General features: G+C 71.8%; 22 protein-coding genes, 1 tRNA gene and 1 riboswitch. Of the genes, 5 read left to right on the forward strand and 18 right to left on the reverse strand.

Annotation, left to right across the window (positions count from 1 at the left end; translation table 11 throughout):
* Positions 1 to 244: 244 nt before the first annotated feature.
* The 4 genes from AMK10_RS34200 to AMK10_RS34215 form a co-directional block, all read right to left on the reverse strand.
* On the reverse strand, positions 245 to 460 hold the full coding sequence (locus AMK10_RS34200; RefSeq protein WP_073753240.1) for a hypothetical protein: 216 nt from the start codon (positions 458 to 460) through the stop codon (positions 245 to 247).
* Between the two features lie 87 nt (positions 461 to 547).
* Positions 548 to 1,432 (reverse strand): SDR family oxidoreductase, encoded by an 885-nt coding sequence (locus AMK10_RS34205; RefSeq protein ID WP_073753242.1) that lies wholly within the window; start codon positions 1,430 to 1,432, stop codon positions 548 to 550.
* On the reverse strand, positions 1,429 to 2,379 hold the full coding sequence (locus AMK10_RS34210; RefSeq protein ID WP_073753244.1) for an alpha/beta fold hydrolase: 951 nt from the start codon (positions 2,377 to 2,379) through the stop codon (positions 1,429 to 1,431). Before AMK10_RS34210 ends, AMK10_RS34205 begins: the two co-directional genes overlap by 4 nt.
* Entirely contained in the window at positions 2,376 to 3,896 is a 1,521-nt protein-coding gene (locus tag AMK10_RS34215) for a flavin-containing monooxygenase (protein ID WP_073753246.1), read from the reverse strand. Before AMK10_RS34215 ends, AMK10_RS34210 begins: the two co-directional genes overlap by 4 nt.
* Before the next feature lie 168 nt (positions 3,897 to 4,064).
* Here AMK10_RS34215 and AMK10_RS34220 point away from each other — a divergent pair, with 168 nt between their 5' ends.
* Positions 4,065 to 4,700 carry a MerR family transcriptional regulator gene (locus AMK10_RS34220; protein WP_073753546.1) on the forward strand — a complete coding sequence of 212 codons (636 nt, stop codon included), beginning with the start codon at positions 4,065 to 4,067 and terminating at the stop codon, positions 4,698 to 4,700.
* Between the two features lie 262 nt (positions 4,701 to 4,962).
* Positions 4,963 to 5,319: a DUF6281 family protein gene (locus AMK10_RS34225; protein ID WP_241839777.1), complete on the forward strand. Its 357-nt coding sequence runs from the start codon at positions 4,963 to 4,965 to the stop codon at positions 5,317 to 5,319.
* A gap of 117 nt (positions 5,320 to 5,436) precedes the next feature.
* Here the strand turns inward: AMK10_RS34225 and AMK10_RS34230 are convergent, their stop codons facing one another.
* On the reverse strand, positions 5,437 to 6,252 hold the full coding sequence (locus tag AMK10_RS34230; RefSeq protein ID WP_073753250.1) for an exodeoxyribonuclease III: 816 nt from the start codon (positions 6,250 to 6,252) through the stop codon (positions 5,437 to 5,439).
* A gap of 50 nt (positions 6,253 to 6,302) precedes the next feature.
* Between AMK10_RS34230 and AMK10_RS34235 the strand changes: the two genes are divergently transcribed.
* Complete coding sequence (locus tag AMK10_RS34235; protein WP_073753252.1) at positions 6,303 to 6,779, forward strand: GNAT family N-acetyltransferase; 477 nt, start codon at positions 6,303 to 6,305, stop codon at positions 6,777 to 6,779.
* Between the two features lie 7 nt (positions 6,780 to 6,786).
* On the opposite strand, the gene AMK10_RS34240 is transcribed toward AMK10_RS34235, so the two are convergent.
* The 11 genes from AMK10_RS34240 to galU all read right to left on the reverse strand — a co-directional run bounded on the left by AMK10_RS34240 (position 6,787) and on the right by galU (position 15,841).
* Positions 6,787 to 7,572, reverse strand: coding sequence for an SAM-dependent methyltransferase (locus AMK10_RS34240; RefSeq protein ID WP_073753254.1), 786 nt, complete (start codon positions 7,570 to 7,572; stop codon positions 6,787 to 6,789).
* A 145-nt stretch (positions 7,573 to 7,717) separates the two neighbouring features.
* Positions 7,718 to 8,368, reverse strand: coding sequence for a GNAT family N-acetyltransferase (locus AMK10_RS34245; protein WP_073753256.1), 651 nt, complete (start codon positions 8,366 to 8,368; stop codon positions 7,718 to 7,720).
* Complete coding sequence (locus AMK10_RS34250) at positions 8,361 to 9,176, reverse strand: alpha/beta fold hydrolase (RefSeq protein ID WP_073753548.1); 816 nt, start codon at positions 9,174 to 9,176, stop codon at positions 8,361 to 8,363. The genes AMK10_RS34245 and AMK10_RS34250 overlap by 8 nt, the downstream gene beginning before the upstream one ends.
* A complete protein-coding gene (locus AMK10_RS34255) occupies positions 9,173 to 10,042 on the reverse strand; it encodes a bifunctional 5,10-methylenetetrahydrofolate dehydrogenase/5,10-methenyltetrahydrofolate cyclohydrolase (RefSeq protein WP_073753258.1) in 870 nt (289 codons plus the stop codon). The genes AMK10_RS34250 and AMK10_RS34255 overlap by 4 nt, the downstream gene beginning before the upstream one ends.
* A gap of 21 nt (positions 10,043 to 10,063) precedes the next feature.
* Positions 10,064 to 10,151: riboswitch (ZMP/ZTP riboswitch) on the reverse strand.
* Positions 10,152 to 10,335: 184 nt separating this feature from the next.
* Positions 10,336 to 10,409: transfer RNA gene (locus AMK10_RS34260), tRNA-Ala, on the reverse strand.
* A gap of 87 nt (positions 10,410 to 10,496) precedes the next feature.
* The gene (gene sepX, locus AMK10_RS34265) at positions 10,497 to 11,609 is read right to left on the reverse strand and encodes a divisome protein SepX/GlpR (protein WP_443333129.1); all 1,113 of its coding nucleotides are present in this window, start codon (positions 11,607 to 11,609) and stop codon (positions 10,497 to 10,499) included.
* A gap of 157 nt (positions 11,610 to 11,766) precedes the next feature.
* Positions 11,767 to 12,396 (reverse strand): GNAT family N-acetyltransferase, encoded by a 630-nt coding sequence (locus AMK10_RS34270; RefSeq protein ID WP_073753262.1) that lies wholly within the window; start codon positions 12,394 to 12,396, stop codon positions 11,767 to 11,769.
* Positions 12,397 to 12,413: 17 nt separating this feature from the next.
* Complete coding sequence (locus tag AMK10_RS34275; protein WP_073753264.1) at positions 12,414 to 12,992, reverse strand: MogA/MoaB family molybdenum cofactor biosynthesis protein; 579 nt, start codon at positions 12,990 to 12,992, stop codon at positions 12,414 to 12,416.
* Positions 12,989 to 13,489: a cyclic pyranopterin monophosphate synthase MoaC gene (gene moaC / locus AMK10_RS34280; RefSeq protein WP_073753266.1), complete on the reverse strand. Its 501-nt coding sequence runs from the start codon at positions 13,487 to 13,489 to the stop codon at positions 12,989 to 12,991. Before moaC ends, AMK10_RS34275 begins: the two co-directional genes overlap by 4 nt.
* Positions 13,490 to 13,614: 125 nt before the next feature.
* Positions 13,615 to 14,934: a molybdotransferase-like divisome protein Glp gene (glp, locus tag AMK10_RS34285; RefSeq protein WP_073753268.1), complete on the reverse strand. Its 1,320-nt coding sequence runs from the start codon at positions 14,932 to 14,934 to the stop codon at positions 13,615 to 13,617.
* Positions 14,935 to 14,938: 4 nt separating this feature from the next.
* Positions 14,939 to 15,841 (reverse strand): UTP--glucose-1-phosphate uridylyltransferase GalU, encoded by a 903-nt coding sequence (galU, locus tag AMK10_RS34290; protein ID WP_073753270.1) that lies wholly within the window; start codon positions 15,839 to 15,841, stop codon positions 14,939 to 14,941.
* A 107-nt stretch (positions 15,842 to 15,948) separates the two neighbouring features.
* Here galU and AMK10_RS34295 point away from each other — a divergent pair, with 107 nt between their 5' ends.
* Positions 15,949 to 16,539, forward strand: coding sequence for a 5-formyltetrahydrofolate cyclo-ligase (locus tag AMK10_RS34295; RefSeq protein ID WP_073753272.1), 591 nt, complete (start codon positions 15,949 to 15,951; stop codon positions 16,537 to 16,539).
* A 41-nt stretch (positions 16,540 to 16,580) separates the two neighbouring features.
* On the opposite strand, the gene AMK10_RS34300 is transcribed toward AMK10_RS34295, so the two are convergent.
* Positions 16,581 to 18,206: an MFS transporter gene (locus tag AMK10_RS34300; protein WP_073753550.1), complete on the reverse strand. Its 1,626-nt coding sequence runs from the start codon at positions 18,204 to 18,206 to the stop codon at positions 16,581 to 16,583.
* Positions 18,207 to 18,810: 604 nt separating this feature from the next.
* Between AMK10_RS34300 and AMK10_RS34305 the strand changes: the two genes are divergently transcribed.
* Positions 18,811 to 19,818 carry an Lrp/AsnC family transcriptional regulator gene (locus AMK10_RS34305; RefSeq protein ID WP_073753274.1) on the forward strand — a complete coding sequence of 336 codons (1,008 nt, stop codon included), beginning with the start codon at positions 18,811 to 18,813 and terminating at the stop codon, positions 19,816 to 19,818.
* Between the two features lie 84 nt (positions 19,819 to 19,902).
* Here the strand turns inward: AMK10_RS34305 and AMK10_RS34310 are convergent, their stop codons facing one another.
* On the reverse strand, positions 19,903 to 22,647 hold the full coding sequence (locus tag AMK10_RS34310; RefSeq protein ID WP_073753276.1) for a penicillin acylase family protein: 2,745 nt from the start codon (positions 22,645 to 22,647) through the stop codon (positions 19,903 to 19,905).
* Positions 22,648 to 22,820 lie beyond the last annotated feature (173 nt).

Genomic DNA, 22,820 nt, shown 5'->3' on the forward strand with positions numbered 1-22,820 from the left:
CCGCTTCAAGCCCACCCCAGCAAAATCAAGCCCCTTGGGGGTCCCCCCGGACGAAGTCTGGGGGGAGTTTGAGGAGCGGGGTCCGGGGCAGAGCCCCGAGACCTGCACCGCGCGCACCTCGCACGCACACCCCGCGCCGCACGCACACCCCGCGCCGCACGCGCACCGCACCCGCGCACGCGCACGCGGAAGGGGCGTACCCGGCACCCGGGTACGCCCCAACAGACCTCAGACGCGCAGTGCGTCAGCGACCGGAACGCTCACGCGCCTGGTCCGCGGCGTCCTGCGCACGGTCCCGCGCCTCGGGCCGACGGCCCTGCGCCTGGTCCGCGCCACGGCGCGACGCCTGGCCGGCCGAGCGCTCACGCGCCTGGCCCTGCTGCTTGCCGCCCGCCTTCTGCTGCTTGGCCTGGTCGGCAAGCTCCTGCGCCTTGTCCTTGAACTGGTCTGCGATACCCATGCTGTTCACTCCTATGTGGGTGCGTGGGGGATGGCCCCGGTGGGGCCTCGCTCAGACTTACACACCCGGACATTCAGCGCATTTCGATCATCCCCGCCGGACTCGCGCCTCCCGGTCGGCCTCTCCTCCGGCTCCCACGAGCCCTTTGCCCACGCCGTCCAGCCGGGACCCGAAGCGCTTCATCTCGCGCTGCCCGATGGTCCCCGTCACCGACGGCAGGTACCCCCGGATCGACTGCATCCCCCGCAGCCACCACTGCGCGTACACGTGCGGGGAGCGCCGTTCGATCCCGGCGACGATCCGGTCGACGGCCGGGCCCAGCGGATAGGTCCGGTTCGTCGGCCACGGCAGCCGCTGCCTCAACTCCCGCATGACGTCGTCCTCGTCGGCCCCGCGCACCATGTCCGTGTCGGTCCAGGACAGATAGCCCACCCCGACCTTCACGCCCCGGTGGCCGACCTCGCCGCGCAGGCAGTGCGCGAACGCCTCCACGCCCGACTTGGACGCGCAGTAGGCGCTCATCATCGGCGCCGGGGTGATCGCGGCGAGCGACGCTATCTGGAGGAAGTAGCCCCGGCTCTCCATCAGCACCGGCAGGAACGCCCGCGCCGTGACCGCGCCACCGATCAGATTCACCTCGATGACCCGCCGCCATGCCTCGGGGTCGGAGTCCACGAGGGGACCTCCGGTGGCGACGCCCGCGTTCGCGACGACGATGTCGATCTTCCCGAAGCGTTCCTTGACCTCGCCCGCGACCCGGCTCATCGCCTCGTGGTCGGTGACGTCCGCGTACCAGTGGTCGCTCGGGGAGTGCAGCCGCTCCGAGACCTTCTTCAGCTCGTCCGGTTCCAGCCCGACCAGCGCCAGCGTGGCTCCGCGCGCCGACAGCTTCCTGGCCAGCAGTTCACCCACGCCCCGCGCCGCGCCCGTGACGACGACGACCTGTCCTTCGAGACTCCGCCTGCCGCTCATGCGACCTCCTCCTCGCTCACGGCTGCCGCCGTGCTGCCCGCACCTTCCACAGTGACGTACTCGGCCACCAGCTCGCGCAGCTTCCTGGTGACCACTTCGGGAGCCTCGACCGGAGTCATGTGCCCCATGCCCGCCAGTTCGGTGAGCCCGAGGCTCTGCGGCAGTGCCGCCTCTATGGCCCGGGCGTGCACGGGCGGCGTCAGCCGGTCCTCCGTGCCCGCTATCACCGCGGTCGGCAGCCGCAGCTCCCGCACGCGTGCCTCCAGGTCGAGCTCGGCGAGCACGTGCCCCCAGGCGACGCGTGCCCCGCGCGGACACGCGTGCACGATCCTGGCACAGGCGTCGACCCGCTCCGGGGCCGAACCACGGCCCATCGTCGCGTACTTGAGGATCGCCTTCGACACGGCGTTGACCGGCCCGAGCGGTGCGCGCGCCCCGAGGACCGCCGCGGTCATCCGGGTGCGCAGGGCGCCCGCGCGGATCGGCAGCACCAGCGACTCGGCGGTCAGCCGCGAGCTACCGGTGCTGCACAGCAGCACGGCCGCTCCGTGCTCCCGCACCGCCGCCCGGCCCGCCGCGGCCATCAGCGTCATCCCGCCCATGGAGTGCCCGCCGAGCACCGCCTTCTGCCCCGGCGCGAGCGTGGCCCTGAGCACGGCCTCCAGGTCGTCGGCCAGCGCACGCGTGCTGTATCCACCGGACCCCGCGGCGGGCGTACGCCCGTGGCCCCGCTGGTCGTAGACGACGACCCGGTGGTCCACCGCCAGGTCCCGCACCTGGGCGTCCCAGAAGCGCGTGTTGCAGGTCCAGCCGTGCGCGAGGACCACGGCGGGCGCGCCCTCCGGGCCGTGCAGCTCGGCGTGGACGCGTGAGCCGTCCGCGGAGACGACGCCCAGTTCGCGTACGGGCACGGGCGGGATGTGGGCGGAGTGCGTCAGCCGGCTCATCGCGCCGCCTCCTCGGTCACGGCCTGCGGGGCGGAGCGCGTGACGGGCGGACGGACGATCTCGTACTCGGCCAGGTCGACCGCGCGCGTGGCCCGCCGGAACTCCGCCGTCGTGCCGGGCCAGACCGTGGTGTTGCGCCCGTTGGCGTCGAGGTACCAGCTGGTGCAGCCGCCGGTGTTCCAGACGGTCCGCTTCATCCGGTCCTGCACCCGCCGGTTCCAGGCGCCGACGGCGGAGGGCCGCGCGTCGAGCGCCGCGCGCCCGCCGAGGACGTCCAGCTGGCGCAGGTAGTCGGCCATGTAGTTCAGCTGGGACTCGATCATGAGGATCATGGAGGAGTTCCCGAGCCCGGTGTTGGGGCCGATGATCGTCATCCAGTTGGGGAAGCCGGCCGCGGTCGCACCCCGCAGCGCCTGCATCTCGTCCTTCCAGGACTCGGCGAGGGTGATGCCGTCGGCGCCGACGACCCGGGAGGCGATCGGCATGTCCGTCACATGGAAGCCGGTGCCGAGAATGATCACGTCGGCCTCGGTCTCCGTACCGTCCGACCCGACGAGGGTGGAGCCCCGCACCTCGGACAGCCCGGAGTCGACCACGTCGACATTCGGCCGGGCGAGCGCCGGGTAGTAGGCGTTGGAGAGCAGGATGCGCTTGCAGCCGATGCGGTACGAGGGCGTCAGCTTGGCCCGCAGTGCGGGGTCCTTGATCGCCCGCGCCATGTTCGACTTGGCTATGGACTCGACGAGCCCGAGCTGGTTGGGGTGCTTGGTGAAGGCCCCGACCTGCAACTCCCGTATGCCCCACAGGAGTCCGCGGCGGGCGGTGGCGGTGAAGGGCAGCGCGCGGTGCAGCCACTTCTCGGCCCCGCTGATGGCACGGTCCATGCGCGGCATGACCCACGGCGGAGTCCGCTGGAAGAGGGTGAGCCGGCCGGCCCGGGGCTGGATCTCCGGGACGATCTGGATCGCGGAGGCGCCGGTGCCGATCACCGCGACGCGCTTGCCGCTCAGGTCGTAGTCGTGGTCCCACCGGGCCGAGTGGAAGACCTTCCCCGGGAAGTCGGCGAGCCCGGGGATGTCCGGCAGCTTCGGGTCGGAGAGCGGACCGGTGGCGGAGACCACGGCGTCGGCGGTGATCGTCGCCCCGTTCTCGGTCTCGATCACCCAGTGCAGCTCGTCGTTGTCCCAGCGCATCACCGTGACCTCGTGGTTCAGCCTGATGTGCGGGCGCAGACCGAAGGTGTCGGCGACGTGCTCCAGATAGGCGCGGATGTGCTGCTGCCCGGAGAAGGTGCGCGGCCAGTCGGGGTTGGGCGCGAAGGAGAAGGAGTAGAGGTGGGACGGTACGTCGCAGGCACAGCCCGGGTAGCTGTTGTCCCGCCAGGTACCGCCGACGGCTCCGGCCCGTTCGAGGACCAGGAAGTCGGTGATCCCTTCGCGGCGGAGCCGGACCGCGGCCCCGAGGCCGCCGAATCCGGATCCGATCACCGCCACTCGTACGTGCTCGTGCTGGGCCATGCTGCCGCCTCCCCGCGGTACGTACACGACTCTGCCAGCAATCACTGGCATTGTTGGGAGGGTAGAGCAGCTCCGTACTGATGGGTAGGGGGCGGGACAAGGAAAGTTACCGGCGGTACAACATAGGGTGCGGGTGTGGCTGAAGGACGCGAGCACCGCGAGTACCGCATGGAGGAGCTGGCCCGGGAGGCCGGCATCACCGTGCGCACCCTGCGCTTCTACCGGGAGCGCGGCCTGATCCAGCCGCCCCGCCGCGAGGGCCGTATCGCCTGGTACGACGACCACCACCTGGCCCGGCTGCGCACCATCACGGGCCTGCTGGAGCGGGGCCACACCCTCAACGGCATCGCCGATCTCGCCGCCACCTTCGACAGCGGCCGCGACGTCGCCGAGGTCCTGGGCCTGGGCGAACCCACCGAGGAGACCCCGGTCCGGCTCACACCCGAGCAACTCGCCGACTACTTCCAGGACCAGGCCACGGCGGAGAACCTCTCCGCCTCCATGGAGCTGGGCTACCTCGGGATCGACGGTGACGAGATCGTCCACATCAGCCGGCGGCTGCTGGACGCCTCGTCCGAGCTGGTGCGGGCCGGGGTCCCGCTCGATGCCGTGCTCTCCTCGGGCCGCCAGGTCCGTGAGCACGCCGACGCCCTGGCCGACCTCTTCGTACGCGTCCTGCGCACCCACACCACGGACAGCGACCCGGAGCAACTGCGCACGCTCGCACACGCGGTGGTGGACGCCGAGCTGTCGATGGCGCTGGACCGCCGCCTGCGCGACGCCAAGGCCGCGGACGGCGACTAGGAGTTGGGCGGCGCGTGCGAACCGCGTCGTGATCCGCCGGAGCACGCGCCGCGACGGCGGCGCGGGGGCTCCGCTCCACAGGGAACCCGATCCGGATCGCCGACGTCGAACGTCCGATCAAGGGAGCTCGCCACGCACACGGTCTCAACGCCGTGCTGAGCGACGGCGAGGTCGGTCGGCAGAGAGGAAACGTTTCTCCTCTCTGCGCATCCACCGAGGGGGGACACACATGATCCGGAGCGGACGATCCGCCGGCTTGCTGATGGCGGCAGCCATGGTGATGTCGGGAGCCGCGTGCACGGCCGGGGGCGGCGGGGACGAAGGGCTCTCCTGCGCCGGCCGGTACACCTACCAGGACAGGACGTATCAGGACGTGGGCGGCGCCACGTTCACGCCCGGCAAGAAGCTCGGCGTCGCCACCCAGCCGCCCTGCGACGACACCGGCGGCCAGGACAAGAGCGAGGTGCCGGTGACGACGGGGACCGCCTACGAAGTGGACGGCATCCCACCGGAGGTCGCCATCGCCGTCGGGGACGCACCGGGGACGGCCACGCTCTTCGCCGTCGACTCCGGCCCGGACCTGCCGCCCGAAGTACGGGGACTGATCGACGGCTCCTGATCCGGGACGCGGGGTCCGGTGCGGCACCGAAGCCGCCGGCGCCGGACCCCGCACGCCGGCGGCGCATGCGGGGGCTCCGCGCCGGTCGCGCAACGGAGCCACCGCTCAGGACACGGCCTACCGCTCGTACGTGGCGGTCACCGGCGCGTGGTCGCTCCACCGCTCGCCGTGCGTGGCGGCGCGCTCGACCCAGCCCTTCACGGCCCGGGACGCGAGGCCCGGCGTCGCCACCTGGTAGTCGATCCGCCAGCCCGCGTCGTTGTCGAAGGCCCGGCCGCGGTAGGACCACCAGGAGTACGGGCCCTCCTCGTCCGGATGCAGCGCGCGGACCACGTCCACGTACTCCGCCTCGTCGAACACCCGGGTCAGCCACGCCCGCTCCTCGGGGAGGAAGCCCGAGCTCTTCTTGTTGGCCTTCCAGTTCTTCAGGTCGGCCTCGCGGTGGGCGATGTTCCAGTCGCCGCAGACCAGGACCTCGCGCCCCTCGGCGGCGGCGCGTGCCTTCAGGCCCTGGAGATACGGGAGGAAGGCCGCCATGAAGCGCTCCTTCTCCTCCTGCTTCTCGGTGCCGACCTCGCCGGAGGGCAGATACAGACTGGCGACCGTCACACCCGGGAGGTCCACCTCGGCGTAACGGCCGGAGGTGTCGAATTCCTCACTCCCCGGGACCCCGAAGCCGCCGAAACCGATCTGTACGCGCTCCGGCGCACGCCGCGTGTAGACGGCGACCCCCGCGCGCCCCTTGGCCGCGGCCGGGGCGTACACGACGTGCCAGCCCTCGGGCTCACGCACCTCGTCGGGCAGCTGCTGGGCTTCGGCACGGACTTCCTGGAGGCAGATCACATCGGCCTCGGTCCGGCCGAGCCACTCGACGAAGCCCTTCTTCGCGGCGGCGCGGAGCCCGTTCACATTGACCGTGGTAACACTCAGCATCCCCGTACAGTACCTACATCCGGAAGGTGCATACCTGTACCATGACTCGCATGAATATCCAGACTCGGCCTTTCGACCACCCCGACGCCGTCAAGCTCAACGACCAGGTGCAGCTCGAATATGCCGAGCGCTACGGCGACGAGGGCGACATCACACCGCTCGACGCCACGATGTTCGATCCGCCTCGCGGACTCTATCTGCTCGCCTACGACGAGCAGGGCCGACCGATGGCCACCGGCGGCTGGCGCAGCCAGGAGCGGAACGACGAGGGCTACTCCGACGGCGACGCCGAGATCAAGCGGATGTTCGTGATACCCGAGGGCCGCGGGCAGGGCATCGCCCGCCGCCTCCTCGCCGCGCTGGAGGCCGACGCACGCGCGGCGGGCCGCACCCGCATGGTCCTGGAGACCGGCGACCAGCAGCCCGAGGCGATCGCGCTGTACACGTCGAGCGGCTACACGTCGTGCCCGAAGTTCGGGCACTACCGCACGTACGACAGCAGCATCTGCATGGCCAAGCCGCTGTGACGGCCGCCTACGGCACGCGCGCCACACCCACGTAGAACCCGCTCCGCTCGTACACCGGCGCGGGCTCCTCCTGGTACCACTCGGGCGCCGTCACGAGCCCCGGCCCGACCAGCTCCAGCCCCTCGAAGAACGGCTCGACCTCCGCACGCGTACGCATCCGCAGCGCGATCGCGCCCTTCCTGTACGCGGACTCCGTCTCCTGCCTGAGCTCCGGGTGCTGATCGGCGGTCCCGTGCGACAGGACGAGATGGCTCCCCGAGGGCAGCGCGCCGACCAGCCCCCGGGTGATGCCGTACGGGTCCTGGTCGTCGGGCAGGAAGTGCATCAGCGCGATGAGGGACAGCGCGACGGGCCTCGTGAAGTCCAGCAGCCCCGCCGCCCGTTCGAGGATCTCCTCCGGCTGCCGCACATCGGCGTGGATGTAGTCGGTCGCGCCCTCGGGACTGCTCACCAGCAGCGCTTCCGCGTGGCGCAGGACGATGGGGTCGTTGTCCGCGTAGACGACCCGGGCCCTCGGGGTGACCGCCTGGACGATCTGGTGGAGGTTCGGCGCGGTGGGGATGCCCGTGCCGATGTCCAGGAACTGGTCGACGCCCTGCCGGGCCAGCCAGGCGGAGGCCCGGTGCATGAACGCCCGGTTCCGCGCCGCGTTGGCCCGCGCCTCGGCGGGCAGCTTCTCGGCGACCTCCTGGTCGACCGGGTAGTTGTCCTTGCCGCCGAGCAGCCAGTCGTAGACCCGGGCCGGGTGCGGCTTGCTGGTGTCGACGGGGGAACTGGGTATACCGGCTGTCACAGGACGCCCTCCACACGGAACCACGAACAGGCGCACCCCGCTCCGGCCCCGGGCGCCCCCAACAGCGGTCACCACAAGGGCGGATGAGCGAGGACCGACCAGGTTACCCGGCGGTCGTCCCGAGCGGGTCCGCCCCGGTGATCGCTCAGCCGCCGCCGGGGACCGCCCGGAGCCGGCCGGGACGCAGGATCACCTCGCTGCCGATGGGGGTGAATCCGCAGGCCAGGAAGGCGCGGAGCGAGCGGGCGTTGCCCGGCGACACGGCCGCGAAGACCGGCTCGCCCTCGGGCACGAGGGAGAGCGCGTCGGTGAGGAGCCCCCGCCCGTGACCCCGGCCGGGAGCGCGGAGTTCGATGCTCAGCTCGCGGCGGCCGGCGAGCCCGTGGGCCAGCGTGACCAGGCCCCGTCCGTCGCCGTGGACCGTGACATCGGTGCGCAGTTCACGGGCGTACAGCACCCGGGGGTGGGTGTCCTCGTCCTTCAGCTCCGCGAGACGTGGCGCGCCTCCGGTGCCCCGGGCCGTGAGCATGGCGTCGGTGAGCCCGATCCGCCCGTCGGGACCGGCGAGGTACCGGAGGAAGGCGGGTTCCGCGGAGGCGCCGAATCCGTGGGGATTCCCGGCGTGGACCTCGGCGGCGGCCAGGGCGGTGGCGACGACCGCGTGCCCGGTGAAGGCGACGGAGCACTCCAGCCCGCCGGTCAGCGGCGGAAGCACCGTCACGCCTCCGTCGGACGGCGGGAACCTGCCGTCGGCGGCCTCGGTGAAGTAGGCCAGGAGCGGATGCGGCTCAGTCATGAGCGGCCACCCGGGTCGCGAGGAAGTCCAGCAGGGCGGCGTTGAAGCGCTGGGGCTGCTCGGCACCGGGAAGATGCCCCGCTCCCTCGATCACGGTCAGGACCGCGCCGGGGACCAGCCGTCGGATCGCCTCGGCGTCCGCCACGGGCGTATAGGCGTCGTCCGCGCCGACGACGATCCAGACCGGCACCCGGACACCCGCCAACGTGTCCCGGTAGTCGGGGCGTTCGGCCCGCCCGCGCAGCGCCGCCGCGGCCCCGCGGGGGTCGGTGGCCCGCATCATGCCGAGGACCCGTGCGGCCACGTCCGGCATGGCGTCGACGTTGTACGCGGCGAGCATCCGGCCGATCACCTCGTCCGCGTAACCGTCCATGCCCTCGGTGAGCAGCCTGTCCGCCAGACGGTTGCGGAACTCCTTGCCCTCGTCGGTCTCGGCGGGGGCGGAGGTGTCGGACAGGACGAGGCCGCGCACCCGCCCCGGGTGCAGGCGCTGGAACTCCATGGCGATCTGGCCGCCCATGGAGACACCGCCGACCACCGCCTTCTCGATGCCGAGGTGGTCGAGGAGCGCGGCGAGGTCGTCGGCGAAGTCGGAGAGGAACACCTTCCCGGGTGTGACGCCGCTGCGGCCGTACCCGCGCAGATCGGGGGTGACGACCCGGTGTCCTGCCCCGGTCAGCGCTTCGGCCTGGGGCGCCCACAGGGTGCGGTCGAAGGGGTGGCCGTGGATCAGGAGGACCGGCAGCCCGGCCGGGGGCCCGAGGTCGTCGTAGCCGATCACGGTGGATCGCAGGGTGACGGTGCTCATGCCGGGCACCCCTGACGCCGGGCCGCACGCGCGGCGGCGTCCACGGTCTGTTCCAGCAGGACCGCGATGGTCATCGGCCCCACCCCGCCCGGTACCGGAGTGATCAGACGGGCACGGGCGGCGGCGCCCTCGAAGTCCACGTCACCGACGTTGCCCGCGTTGTACCCGGCGTCCATCACCACCGCACCCGGCTTGACGTCCTCGCCCCGGATCAGCCGGGGACGCCCCACGGCCGCCACCACGACGTCCGCCTCCCTGACGACCGCTGCCAGATCCGCCGTACGGGAGTGGCAGTACGTCACCGTGGCGTCCCTGGCGAGGAGGAGCATCCCGGCAGGCTTGCCCAGGATCGCGCTCCGGCCGACCACGACCGCGTGCTTGCCGGACAGCTCGACGTCGTACGCGTCCAGCAGGCGCATGATGCCCCCGGGTGTGCACGACACGAAGCCGGGCAGCCCGAAGCTCATCGCGCCGAAGGAGTGCGTGGTGACGCCGTCGACGTCCTTCTCCGGCGCGATGGCCTCGAAGGCGGCGCGCTCGTCGATGTGCGGACCGACCGGGTGCTGGAGCAGGATGCCGTGCACCTGCGGGTCCTCGGAGAGCGCGGTGAGCGTGTCGACGAGCTCCGCGGTCGTGGTGGCGGCGGGGAGGACGACGCTGCGGGACGTGATGCCGGCCTTCGCGCAACGGGCCTGCTTCATGCGTACGTACGTGACCGAGGCGGGGTCCTCCCCCACGAGCACCGTCGCCAGGCAGGGCTCGACCCCCTGGCGTCCGAGCTCCGCCGCCTTCGCGGCGGTCTTCTCGACGAGGCGCCGGGCGAGCCCGGTGCCGTCCATGAGCTGTGCGGTCCGTGTCGGGGACATGGTCGCCTCCAGGCGTGGTTGACCACTCGCCCAGGCGCACGGCATCCGACGCGTTCGTCAGGCCGCTCCCCGGTGGTACTCCACCTCAGCGCCAGTCACGGCCCGCGCAGAACCTTAGTCGAGACCGGTGCACGGCGAGGGGCACGTCCGACAATCGATGGCGCGGGAAACCGGGTTCAGCTGCTCTCGGAGCCGGAGCGTGTCCGGGTCCGCCCACCCGCCCGGGGAACTCCGGTGCGCAAACGACGGGATCCCGCCCGATCTCGCGATCGGACGGGATCCCGTGTGTGCGGTGGACCTGTGGGGATTTGAACCCCAGACCCCCTCGATGCGAACGAGGTGCGCTACCAGACTGCGCCACAGGCCCTTGCAACGAGTGAAACTCTAGCACCCTCATCGGGGTGCTCGGAAATCCGTATCCCGGCAGGTCACCGAGCCGGGTCCGGCGCCGGTCTCACTCGTTGGCCGCGCGCGGCCGGTCCTCACCGTCGTACTGGTCGAAGAGGGGGGTCCGGCCGCGGTCGCGCGTGCGCCTGGGCGGGTTCGCCCGGCGCCGCGGGGCCGGCTCGGCTTCGGGTGCGGCGGGGTCCGCGGCGCCCGTGCGGGTCGGCTCGGCGGAGCTGGAGCGGGAGGCGCTCCAGGTCTCCGGGTCGCCGACCTCCACCCCGCCCGTGGCGCGCGGGGCGACCGGGGCGGTGACGTACGTCGGGAGCGGGACCGGGACCGGCTCCCAGCTGTCGCCCTGGGCCGGGCCGCGTTCGCGCTGCTGGTCGACCCACTCGGCGTGGTCCGTCTGCTCGACGAGGGCGCGGCGGCCGGCCTCCTGCGGCGAGACGGTAGGCGCGGGCGCGGGCGCCTCGGGCTCCTCGTCGGGCTCGGCGGGAGCGGACGCGGCGGGCTGCTGCCTGCGCGGGCGGTTCTCGCGCAGCCGCTGCGCGGCGTCCTCGGCGCGGCGCCGGTCCATGGTGAAGACGAACCGGCGGCGCTCCTGGGCACGCAGATGCACGATGTACGAGCTCAGCAGCACAGCCGGAACGGCGGGCGCCCACAGGAAGCGGAGACCGCCGACCGCCGCGACGACCGCGCCGAGCGTGAACGCCATGAACAGCACCGTGGTCGTACGCCGACGACGCGCCAGGACCTGGGAGCGCTGCCGGCGCGCCCGCTCGGATTCCGCGCCGGAGGGACGCGGGCGCCGTCCGGGCGCGGGCCGCGCCTGCCGGTCGCGCGGGCGCTCCTGGTCGGGCCGTTCGAGCGCGGGGTCGCGCAACCGGGCTTCGGTATGTGCCGGAGGCGCGGAAAAGGCCCGGACGTCGACGGACTCCAAACGGTCCGTGACGGCATCCGGGTCCGCGTCGCCAGGCGCCTCCTCGGCATCCCGCTCCCGCAGCTCCTTGGCGTAACGGCGCTCCATGGCCGCCCGTCCGGACAGCAGCCGGATGGCGGTGCTGAAGCGTTCCGTCGGACGGGCCTCATTGAGCTCGTCCTGCCTGCGGAGCCACATCGGCACCAAGTAGGCGGCCCAGGCACCGACGATGACTGCGTAGATGAGGCCGCTGCTGCTCACGCTCACACCGTAGAGGGGTTTGCACGGCAGCATCCGCCAATTGGCCCGGTGTGTCGCACGATCCAGCTCATATGACGGACTTTTTTTGCGATTGTTCGGCTCAACGCCCGGCGAAAGTGATGCCGATTACTGGCGGAGAGCGATCAAATTCGAACACTTATTTTATTTCTCCGGGCGTGCGAGGCGTTTCCGGTGTACCCGGCCGCACCCTGCGCCAACGTCGCAGGAGCCCGTCGGGCACCTCCTCCGCGGTGAGCGCGAAGATCAGATGGTCCCGCCACGCGCCGTCGATGTGGAGATAGCGTGGACGAAGCCCTTCCGAGCGGAATCCGAGTTTCTCCACGACCCTTCTGCTGGGGCCGTTCTCGGGCCGAATGCACACCTCGATCCGGTGCAGTCCTACCGTGCGGAAGCAGTGGTCGACGGCGAGTGCCACCGCCGTCGGCATGACCCCGCGGCCCGCCACGCTCTGGTCCACCCAGTAGCCGACGTGACCCGAGCACATCGATCCCCAGGTGATGCCGGCCACCGTCAACTGCCCCACGAGACGCCCCTCGTACTCGATCGCGAAGGGCAGCATCCGGCCCGCGTTCGCCTCGGCGCGCAGGTGGCGGATCATCTGACGGTAGGTGGGGCGCTGGGCCACGGGGCCGCCCGGCGCGGGCGGCGGGACGGTCGCCTCCCAGGGGCGCAGCCAGTCGCGGTTGCGCCGGTTGACCTCGCGCCAGGTGCTCTGGTCGCGCAGTTTTATCGGCCGGAGGGTGACGGCGCCGTCGGTCAGGATCACCGGCCAGGTCCGGACGTTCAGTTCAGGCTCCCCGGTCGGGGGTGATCGCCACCGCGCAGCTGGTCGACGGCGTGCACCAGGAGCCTGCCGAGGACCGCGAGCCCGTCACGCACGCCGCCCGTCGAACCGGGCAGGTTCACGACGATGGTGCCGCCCGCGATGCCGGCGAGGCCCCGCGAGAGCGCGGCGGTGGGCACCTTGTCCCTGCCCTCCGCCCGGATCGCCTCGGCGATGCCCGGGATCTCGCGGTCCAGGACGCGGCGGGTGGCCTCGGGGGTGCGGTCGGTGGGCGAGATGCCCGTACCGCCCGTGGTGACGATCACGTCGTAACCCGCCGCCGCGCCGGACCGCAGGGCCGCTTCCACCGGGTCGCCGTCGGGCACGACCTGGGGGCCGTCGACGGTGAACCCGAGTTCCGCGAGCGCCTCGGCGATGAGCGGGCCGCCCTTGTCGGCGTACACACCGGCGGAGGCCCGGTTGGAGGCGGTCACGACGAGGGCGGCGTAGGGAGAGGTCAACGCGCCGCCGAGCGGCGCCGCCGCACCGCCGGGCTCCGGGACGCCGCCTGACGCGGGGGCACTGCCGGGCGCGCTCATGCGTCCGCCCCCTCCGCCGCGGGGCGCCGGTAGTCGCCGGACTTGCCGCCCGACTTCGCCTCGACCCGGACGTCCGTGATCACCGCGCTCTTGTCGACCGCCTTGATCATGTCGATCACCGTGAGCGCGGCCACCGAGACGGCGGTCAGCGCCTCCATCTCGACCCCCGTGCGGTCCGTCGTCTTCACGGTGGCCAGGATCTCCACCGCGTCGTCGGCCACACTCAGATCGACCTTCACCCCGGAGACGGCGAGGGGGTGGCAGAGCGGGATCAGATCCGGGGTGCGCTTGGCCCCCATGATCCCGGCGATCCGCGCGGTGGCGAGCGCGTCGCCCTTGGGGACGCCCTCACCCCTGAGGAGTTCGACGACACGCGGGGACACGAGGACCCGGCCGCTGGCACGGGCGACGCGTGCCGTCACGTCCTTCTCCGACACATCGACCATGCGGGCGGCCCCCGCCTCGTCGATGTGCGTCAGCCTGTTCTGCGTACTCAACTCACTCCGCCTAGCGGTAGGGCGCCGGTTGCCCGCGCGTCCCGCGCGAAGGCGCGGGCCGGGGCCCCGAGGGGCTTCCCCCGGTACGGCACAGCGCCAGATACCGTACCGCCACAACGCGCGGGTCAGCGGAGGAGGATCACCTCGGTCCGCGTGCCGGGCTCGGCCGATGTGACGTCCTCGGGCAGCACGATCAGCGCGTCGGCCTGGGCGAGCGCGGCGATCAGATGCGATCCCGGCCCCCCGACGGGAGTCACGGTGCCCGCCTCGGCGTCGTACGTCCCGCGCAGGAACTGACGCCTGCCGGACGGCGAGGAGAGCGCCTCGTCGGTGCTGAGCACGGCCTGGACCCTGGGGCGGTGGACGTCCGGGAGACCCATCAGCGTCAGGATCGCCGGGCGGACGAACAGCTCGAACGAGACGTACGAGGAGACCGGGTTGCCGGGCAGCGCCATCAGCGGCGTGTGGTCGGGCCCGATCGATCCGAAGCCCTGCGGCTTGCCCGGCTGCATGGCGAGCTTGCGGAAGTCGACCCCGCCGCCGGCCCCGTCCTCGTCACCGGCGTCGCCGACGGAGGACAGCGCCTCCTTGACCACGTCGTACGCGCCGACGCTCACGCCACCCGTGGTGACGACGATGTCGGCGCGGATCAGCTGGTCCTCGATCGTGGCCCGCAGCGTCTCCGCGTCGTCGGCGACCGCGGGGACGCGGTAGGCGATGGCCCCCGCGTCCCTGGCGGCGGCCGTCAGCGCGAAGCTGTTCGAGTCGTAGATCTGGCCGGCGCCCAGCTCCTCGCCCGGCTGCGCGAGCTCGCTGCCGGTGGAGAGCACGACGACGCGCGGACGCGGGCGCACCCGCACCGTCGAGCGGCCGATCGCGGCGAGCAGCCCGATCTGCGGCGGCCCGACCACCGAACCCGCCCGCAGCGCCAGGTCCCCGGGCTGCACGTCGCTGCCCCGGGCCCGGACATGGGCGCGGGGCTTCACGGAACGGTGGATCCGGACCTCGCCGCTCGCCCCCTCCGGGGACTCGCTGTGGGCCCGCATGGCGGCGGCCGGACCGCCGCCCGTGCCGCCGTCGGTCCACTCGACCGGGACGACGGCCTCGGCGCCCGCGGGCAGCGGGGCACCGGTCATGATCCGTGCGGCCTCACCGGGGCCGACGGACCGCCCCCCGGCCAGACCGCCGTCCCCCGCCGCGACATCGCCGATGACGGTGAGGACGGCGGGGAACTCCTCGGTGGCACCCTCGACATCGGAGATCCGGACGGCGTATCCGTCCATCGAGCTGTTGTCGAAGGGCGGCAGCGCGACCTCCACCACGACGTCCTCGACCAGGACGCAGCCCTGGGCGTCGGGCAACTGCAGCTCGATGGGTTCGAGCGGCCTCACCGCGGCGAGGATGTCGTCCAGGTGCTCGTCCACCGACCAGATCGTGCTGCTCAAGCTCTTACAACTCCTCGGTGACGTAACTGCGGAGCCAGGTCCGGAAGTCCGGGCCCAGGTCTTCACGTTCGCACGCGAGTCTGACAATGGCACGCAGATAGTCGCCCCGGTCACCGGTGTCATAGCGGCGGCCCTTGAAGACGACGCCGTGCACCGGGCCGCCGATCTTCTCGTCCTCGGCCAGCAGCTGGAGGGCGTCGGTGAGCTGGATCTCGCCGCCGCGGCCGGGCTCGGTCCTGCGCAGTATGCCGAAGACGGCCGGGTCCAGGACGTAGCGGCCGATCACCGCGAGATTGCTGGGGGCGTCGGCGGGGTCGGGCTTCTCGACCAGTCCCGTGACGCGCACGACATCGCCGTCGGCGGTGGGCGCGGTGGCCGCGCAGCCGTACAGGTGGATCTGCGCGGGGTCGACCTCCATCAGCGCGACGACGCTGCCGCCCTCACGCTCCTGGACCTCGACCATCCGCGCCAGCAGGGGGTCGCGCGGGTCGATGAGGTCGTCGCCGAGGAGCACGGCGAACGGCTGGTCACCGACGTGCGGCGCGGCGCACAGGACGGCGTGGCCGAGGCCGCGCGGGTCGCCCTGGCGTACATAGTGCATGGTGGCCAGGTCGCTGGACTCCTGGACCTTGGAGAGCCGTTCGCCGTCCCCCTTGCGGGTCAGCGCGGACTCCAGCTCGTAGTTCCGGTCGAAGTGGTCCTCCAGGGGACGCTTGTTCCGGCCGGTGATCATCAGCACGTCGGAGAGCCCGGCGGCGACGGCCTCCTCGACGACATACTGGATGGCGGGCTTGTCGACGACAGGCAGCATCTCCTTGGGAGTGGCCTTGGTCGCCGGCAGGAACCGGGTACCGAGACCTGCAGCTGGAATGACAGCCTTGCTGATCCTGGGGCGCGACTGATTCATGCGCAGAACTGTATCCGGTGCCTATGGGCGGAAGATGAGCGTCCGGTTAACTTCGTTCTCATTCATCCACATAAACGAACCTATGTGAGCGCCCGTTGAACCACGATATGTCCCGAAAGCAATCATTGCGGCGTGAACTGATCGCCGCACGGCGGCTCCTCACCCAGGAGGACGTCAGGGAGGCCGCCTCGGTTCTCGCCTCCGCGGCCGTGGATCTGCCCGAGCTGACAGGCGCTCAAACCGTGGCGGCCTATGTGTCCGTCGGGCGCGAACCGGGAACGCACACGCTCCTGGACGTCCTGCGCGCACGGGGCGTCCGCGTGCTGCTGCCGGTGCTGATGGCGGACAACGACCTCGACTGGGCCGTGTTCGAGGGACCGGAGCACCTCGTGCCCGCCGGCCGGGGCCTGCTGGAGCCGGACGGCCCCCGCCTCGGGCCGCGGGCGGTCCTGGAAGCGGACGCGGTCCTGCTGCCGGGACTGGCGGTGGACGGGCGCGGGATGCGTCTGGGACGCGGCGGGGGCAGCTACGACCGGGTGCTGGCCCGGCTCTCGGCGGCCGGGGCGCACCCCGCGCTCGTCGTCCTGCTGTACGACGACGAGGTGGTCGCGCGGGTCCCGGAGGAACCGCACGACCACCCCGTGGACGCCGTCGTCACGCCGGCCGGAGCCAGGCGCTTCGGAGGATTCGGAGGATAGGGCCGTCCCGGGGTCCGCCTGCGGGTACTACGGGACAGCCCTCAGGCTCCGGCGGCTGTCGCGCCCGGGCCCGCGGAGACGGCACCCGAGGGGGCCGAACCTGCCGGGACGGCGCCCGCGGGAGCCGTCCCGTCCTGCGCGGCCGAGGGGCTCGCACCGCCGCCCCGCCGTACGGTCTGCCCGCCCGGCGCCGCGGCCTCGCGCGGGGCGCGCAGGAGGACGAAGGCGAGTACGGCGGCCAGGAAGGTCAGTGCCGCGGCGACGATCAGGCACAGGCGCATGCCGTCGAGGAAGGACTCGCCGACGGCGGCCCACACCCGTCCCGCCTCCGCGCCCAGCGGCACGCCGCCCGCGCCGCCGAGGCCGTCGGCCCTCACGGCCTCCTCCACACGGGCGCCCGTCGCGCCGGAGACCCCGGCGTCGGCGAGGTGGCCGGGCAGGGCCGCGGCGGCGCGGCTGGTGAGCAGGGCACCGAGGACGGCCGGGCCGAGGGCGCCGCCGACCTGCCGGAAGGCGTTGTTCCCCGCGGCGGCCATCCCCGCGAGCGGGTGCGGGACGGACCCCACGGCGGTCGCCGTCATGGGCGTGGTGACCAGGCCCATGCCGAGGCCCAGCAGGATCAGCCGCCAGGACAGCGCCCCGAAGGACGTGTCGGCCGCCACGCCCAGCAGGGACACCATGGAGGCCGTCACCATGAGCAGCCCGACGGTGATCATGCCGCGCGTGGAGATCCGGTGCATGAGCCGTCCGGCCGGACCGCTGACGATCAGCGACGTCCCCGTCATCAGGAGCATCCGCCAGGCCGCGTCGAGGGTGTCGAGGTGCTGGACCATCCCGAAGTACAGGCTCAGGACGAAGAAGAACCCGATCATGGCCATGAACATCACCATGGCGACCAGGGTCGTCGCGGCGAATCCCGGGCTGCGGAACAGGGCCAGGTCGAGCATGGGGCTGTCGGAGCGGCGTTCGACGAGCACGAACAGGACGCCGCTGACCACCGCCACGGCGAGCGCCACCAGGACCTGGACGTCGCCGAAGGAACCGGCTCCGCCCTCGATGACGCCGTAGACGAGCCCGGTGATCGCGAGGGCCGCGGTGATCTGGCCGGGCCAGTCGAGGCGGCGCCCGTGGGGGGCACGGGAGTCCGCGAGCAGCCGTACGGCGATGGCGAAGGCGATCAGGGCGACCGGGATGGGCGCCACGAAGATCCAGCGCCACTCGGTGTGGGACAGGACGGTGCCGGCGAGGACCCCGCCGACGGCGAGCGCTCCGAGCAGGCACATCGCCCATATGCCGATGTACTTGCCGCGCTCCCGGAAGTCGGGCACGGCGTGGCTGATGAGGGCGAGGGTGGTGGGCAGGAGGGCGGCGGCGCCGAGACCGGACAGTGCCTGGCCGATCCACACGACGTGCACGGAGCCGGCGCTCAGCGCGGTGGCCGCACCGGCGGCCGTCAGCAGGAGACCGGTGAGGAAGACCTTCTTGCGGCCGTGGACATCACCGAACACCCCTGCGGTCAGGATGAACGCGGCCATGGGCAGGACGAAGGCGTCCGAGACCCAGGACAGTTCGGCGGTCGAGGCACCCAGCGCCTCCTGGATGGCCGGGAGGCTCACCGACACCGTCGTCACGGGCAGATAGGCGACGAAGACGCCCAGACAAGCCATCAGGATGGTGGCGCGCCGGTGGGAGACCTGCGGCGCGGGCGCCGGGCGACCGGACACGGTGGTCGGGCCCGGCACGGTGGCCGGACTGCTGTGGGACACGGGAAGAGCTCCTTCTGCGCATGCGGCTGCATGGGCGGCCGCCCGGCGACCTCGTCGCGCCGAGCCGGACCGCCGGGGCACCGGTGCGGCACGGGTGTGCACCGCAGCGGTGACCCGACGGCCTCACCGTGCGCCTTCGGGGGCGTGCGCGGTGGTCCGTCCGGTCGGAACCAGGCCGCGTCGGGACGACGGGCCGGACCTGTGCGCGCTCCCGCGGCCGGGACGGCCGCGCGGTGGGGCGGGGAGGCGGGCGCGGCGGCACGACGGACGGGGCGCGGTGAGGCGCTTCCGACGTGGTGGGACGCGGTCCGGTCTCCGCCGCCCGGCCGCGGGCGGCACCGGGCTTCCTTGCCCGGGACCGTGACCGACGACGGGTCTGCGCGCGGCAGTCCGGCCGCACCTGATTCCTCGCCCAGTCTCCGGCAGGCGCGCCCGAACTCCCCTCTCGACCCTGACGCCGCGCACGAAACTGGCATCGAGGGCCTGGACGATGGATATTTGCTCCATGCTCGACGCCGTGGACTCACATATCCTCCATTCGCTCCAGATCGCGCCCCGGGCGCCGTTCCGTCTGATCAGCGAGGTCGCGGGAGTCTCCGAACAGACGGTGGCACGGCGCTTCCAGGCGCTGCGGCGGCGTGGAGTGGTGCGCGTGATGGGCCTGGTGAACCCCGCGGTCCACGGCCGCGCCTCGTGGGTCGCGCGCGTCACCTGCCGTCCGGACCGGGTCGACGCGATCGCGGAGGCGCTGACCCGTCGGCCCGACGTGTCCTACTCGCACCTGGCGTCCGGCGGCGCCGAGATCATCTGCACCCTGAACGCCCCGATCGCCGCGGACCGCGGCCCGGATCTGCTGCCGCGCCGCCTGCAGCGGTCCTCCGGGGTGCTCGGAGTGGACCTGTCCCTGCTGCTCCACTCCTTCTCCGCGCCCTGGGCGCACTGGACGGGCTTCGGGCCTCCGCTCAGCGAAGAAGCGGTCGCCCTGCTGACGGCGCACGCCCCGCCGCCCGAGCCCGGGCCCGGGGCCTCGCCCGTCCCGCCGAAGGAGGAGGACCTGCCCCTGCTGGCGGCGCTCGCCGAGGACGGCCGCGCGAGCCACGCCCACCTGGCCGAAGTCACGGGCTGGTCCACGCACCGGGTCGGTCGCCGCCTGGAGACCCTGGAGGAGGCCGGAACCCTCTACTACGACGTCGATCTGCTGTCCCAGCGCCTCGGCTGGAACCTCCAGGCCACCCTGTGGCTGCGTACGGCCCCGGCGCATCTGCACCAGGTGGGCTCCGCGCTCGTCCACCACCCGGAGGTCGCCTTCGCCGGTGCCATCGCGGGCGAGCACAACCTCATGGTCATCGTCATCTGCACCGACGCACAGGACTTCTACCGCTATCTGACGACGAGCCTCGCCACGGTCCCCGGTATCGACGCCTACACGGTCAGCATCCGCGTACGCCACCTCAAGCAGGCGGCCTCCCTCATCAACCAGGGGCGGCTGGTGCACTACCCGGGCGTGGGGTGAGGGGGGCGGGAACGGCCGACGGGCCGCCCACCCCGTGCAGGAGGTGGGCGGCCCGTCACCGCTCGCCGGGACCGTCAGGCCCCCCTAGGGTTTCTTGAGCGTCAGGGTGTCGGTCGTGGACTGCTTCACGGCGTCCTCCCCGAAGGACCAGTCGAGCAGTTCACCGTCGACCCACTTGTCGGTCTGATCGGTGTAGTGCGCGCTGAAGGCGTGCCCCGACGCACCGGTGAGGTTGATCCAGCGGGACTTGTCCCACTCCCCCACGTTGACGACCATCCGCATCGACGGGACCCAGATGACCCCGTAGCCGCCCGCCGCGTTCCAGCCGGTGGCGTTGACGGCCGCCTCACCGCCGCCGAGGTCCCAGGGGCCGCGGTTGAGGGCCCGCTGCAGGATGTCGGGGCCTTCGGTGCCGAGCGTCTGGTTGCGCAGGGTCAGCCGGTGCAGCCGGCCCCAGCTCCAGGTGGTGATGTCCTTGCCGAGCTTGGCGGTGAGCTCCCAGCGCGCGTCCTCCATGGCGCGGGCGAAGAGCTCGTCACGGCTGTCGATGGCCTCTTCGCGGCCCACGGCCGGGACCTTCCACCACTCGTTGTCCTGGTCGTCCAGGATGTTCAGGACCACCTCGGACCAGCGGTCGCCGCCGTCAGGCTGCGCCGCGTCCGGGGCGCGCTGGCCGCATTCGCGTACGAGCTTGTCCTGCTCGTCCACCGGCCCGGTGGAGCCGGCCGGCTCCACGTAGATGCAGTCGCCCTTGGCGCGCATCTCCTTGGGCAGCTTGTTGCCGAAGGCCAGCAGGAGGATGTGGCGCCAGACGCCGTTGAAGTAGGCGGCGGCGGCCGAGTCGGAGTCCTGGACGAAGTCCCAGCCCTCCAGGAGCTTCTGCGCCTCACGGACGCTCGTGTCTGAGACGGAGATCTTCTTGAGCTCCGGCACCAGCTCCGCGGCGATCGCGCTCTGGTCGTCCATCTGCATCGTCTGCATGTCGTCGGTGGAGATCTTCTCCCCGCCGGCGATCTTCTTCTCGATGAGGTCGTCGATCCGCTGGCTGCGGGTGCCGTAACCCCAGTCCTTGGTGAGCATGTGCTTGTAGTCGTCGCCGATGACCGCCTGGTTGGCGGTGACGATGTAGCCCCGCTCCGGGTTGTACTCGTACGGCAGCTCGGCGAACGGGATGGGTTCGTCCTCCCAGCCGTACTTCGAGCTCCAGCCGGGGCTGGGCGTCGTGCCGTCACCCTGCAGGCGGACCGGGATCTTGCCGGGCGCCTGGTAACCGATGTTGCCGTCGGTGTCCGCGTAGATGAGGTTCTGCGACGGCACCTCGAAGTGGGAGGCGGCCGTCTGGAAGGTCTTGAAGTCCTTGGCGCGGTTGAGCTCGAAGACCGCGTCCATCGACTTGCCGGGCTCCAGTGCCGTCCACTTCAGGGCGACCGCGTAGCCGTCGCCCCGGTCGGGGGCGGAGTTGGTGACGGGGGCCTTCTTGCCCACCTTCTCCAGTTCGCCGCTGCGGTCGGAGACCAGCGGACCGTTGTTGGTCTCGCGGATGGTGATCTTCCTGTCCTTGCCGCCCGCGACCTTGATGGTCTCCTCACGGGTGACGAAGGGCTCGGTCTTGCCGTCGTACTGGTAGCCGTCGTCCGAGACCTTCTCCAGGAAGAGGTCGGTGACGTCGGCGCCGAGGTTGGTGAAGCCCCAGGCGATGTCCTGGTTGTGACCGATGATCACACCGGGCATCCCGGAGAAGGTGTACCCGGCCGTGTCGTACTGGCAGGTCTCGGAGACCTGACGGCAGTGCAGCCCCATCTGGTACCAGAGCGAGGGCAGCTGCGGCGCCAGGTGCGGGTCGTTGGCCAGCAGGGGATTGCCGGTCGCCGTGTACTTGCCGGAGACGACCCAGGAGTTCGACCCGATGCCGTTGCCGTTGGGGCCGAGCAGCGCCGGGATCTCGTCCAGGGTGTCGGAGAGCGCGGAGAGCTGGGTGTTCAGGCCCTCCGTCGCCCCCTGGGGGGTCTCCGCACCGATGGAGTCGGACGGCTCGGCCTCGGGGTCGAACTCGCCGGTGACGGGCGAGACCGCGCCCTGGTCGACGATCGGCCGGTTCTTCTCGAACGGGTAGTCCGGGTAGAGCTCCTTGATCTGGGCCGCGCTGAGCCTGCTGGTCATCAGCGAGCGGTCGATCTCGTCCTGCATGTTCCCGCGCAGGTCCCAGGCCATCGCCTTCAGCCAGGCGACCGAGTCGACCGGGGTCCACTCGGTGGGCTTGTAGTCGTTGGTCAGCCCGAGAGCGGCGTACTCGACGGAGAGGTCCTTGCCGTCCTTGCCGGCCAGGTAGGCGTTCACCCCGTCCGCGTACGCCTGGAGGTTCTTCTTGGTGCTGTCGTCCAGGACGGTGTCGTACTCCTCCTGCGCGACCTTGCGCCAGCCCAGCGTGCGCAGGAAGGCGTCGGTGTCGACCTGGCCGGAGCCGAACATCTCGGAGAGCCGCCCCGAGGTCATGTGGCGGCGTACGTCCATCTCCCAGAAGCGGTCCTGGGCCTGGACGAATCCCTGGGCGCGGAAGAGGTCGCTGTCGGTGTCCGCATAGATCTGCGGGATGCCGTAGCTGTCGCGTCTGACCTCGACGTCACCGGTCAGACCCTCCAGCTCGATCGAGCCGGTGGTCTGCGGGTACGAGGCCCGGACCGTGTCTACGGACCAGTACGCGCCGTACCCGACACCCGCGACAAGCGCCAGCACCAGGACGAGCACGAACAGGCGGGCGCGTCGCCCCTTCTTCCTGCCGGTCTTCTTCGCAGCGGAAGACCCGGAAGGGGCGGTTGTGTTGGCGGGCATCGCTGTCCTTCGAGGGGCAGGGTGGTCCTGGGAGTGCAGGAGCAACCATAGGCGCCCCGCCGAAGCCACTCGGACGCGGTATGGGGATGCATCCATTTGCGCACCGATTCGCACGAACACTCGAAGGCGTCAAGAAAACGTTAAAGATTAGGTAAGGTAACGAAGTACCGGCC

The organism is Streptomyces sp. CB02058 (genome assembly GCF_001905505.1).
Lineage (GTDB): Bacteria > Actinomycetota > Actinomycetes > Streptomycetales > Streptomycetaceae > Streptomyces.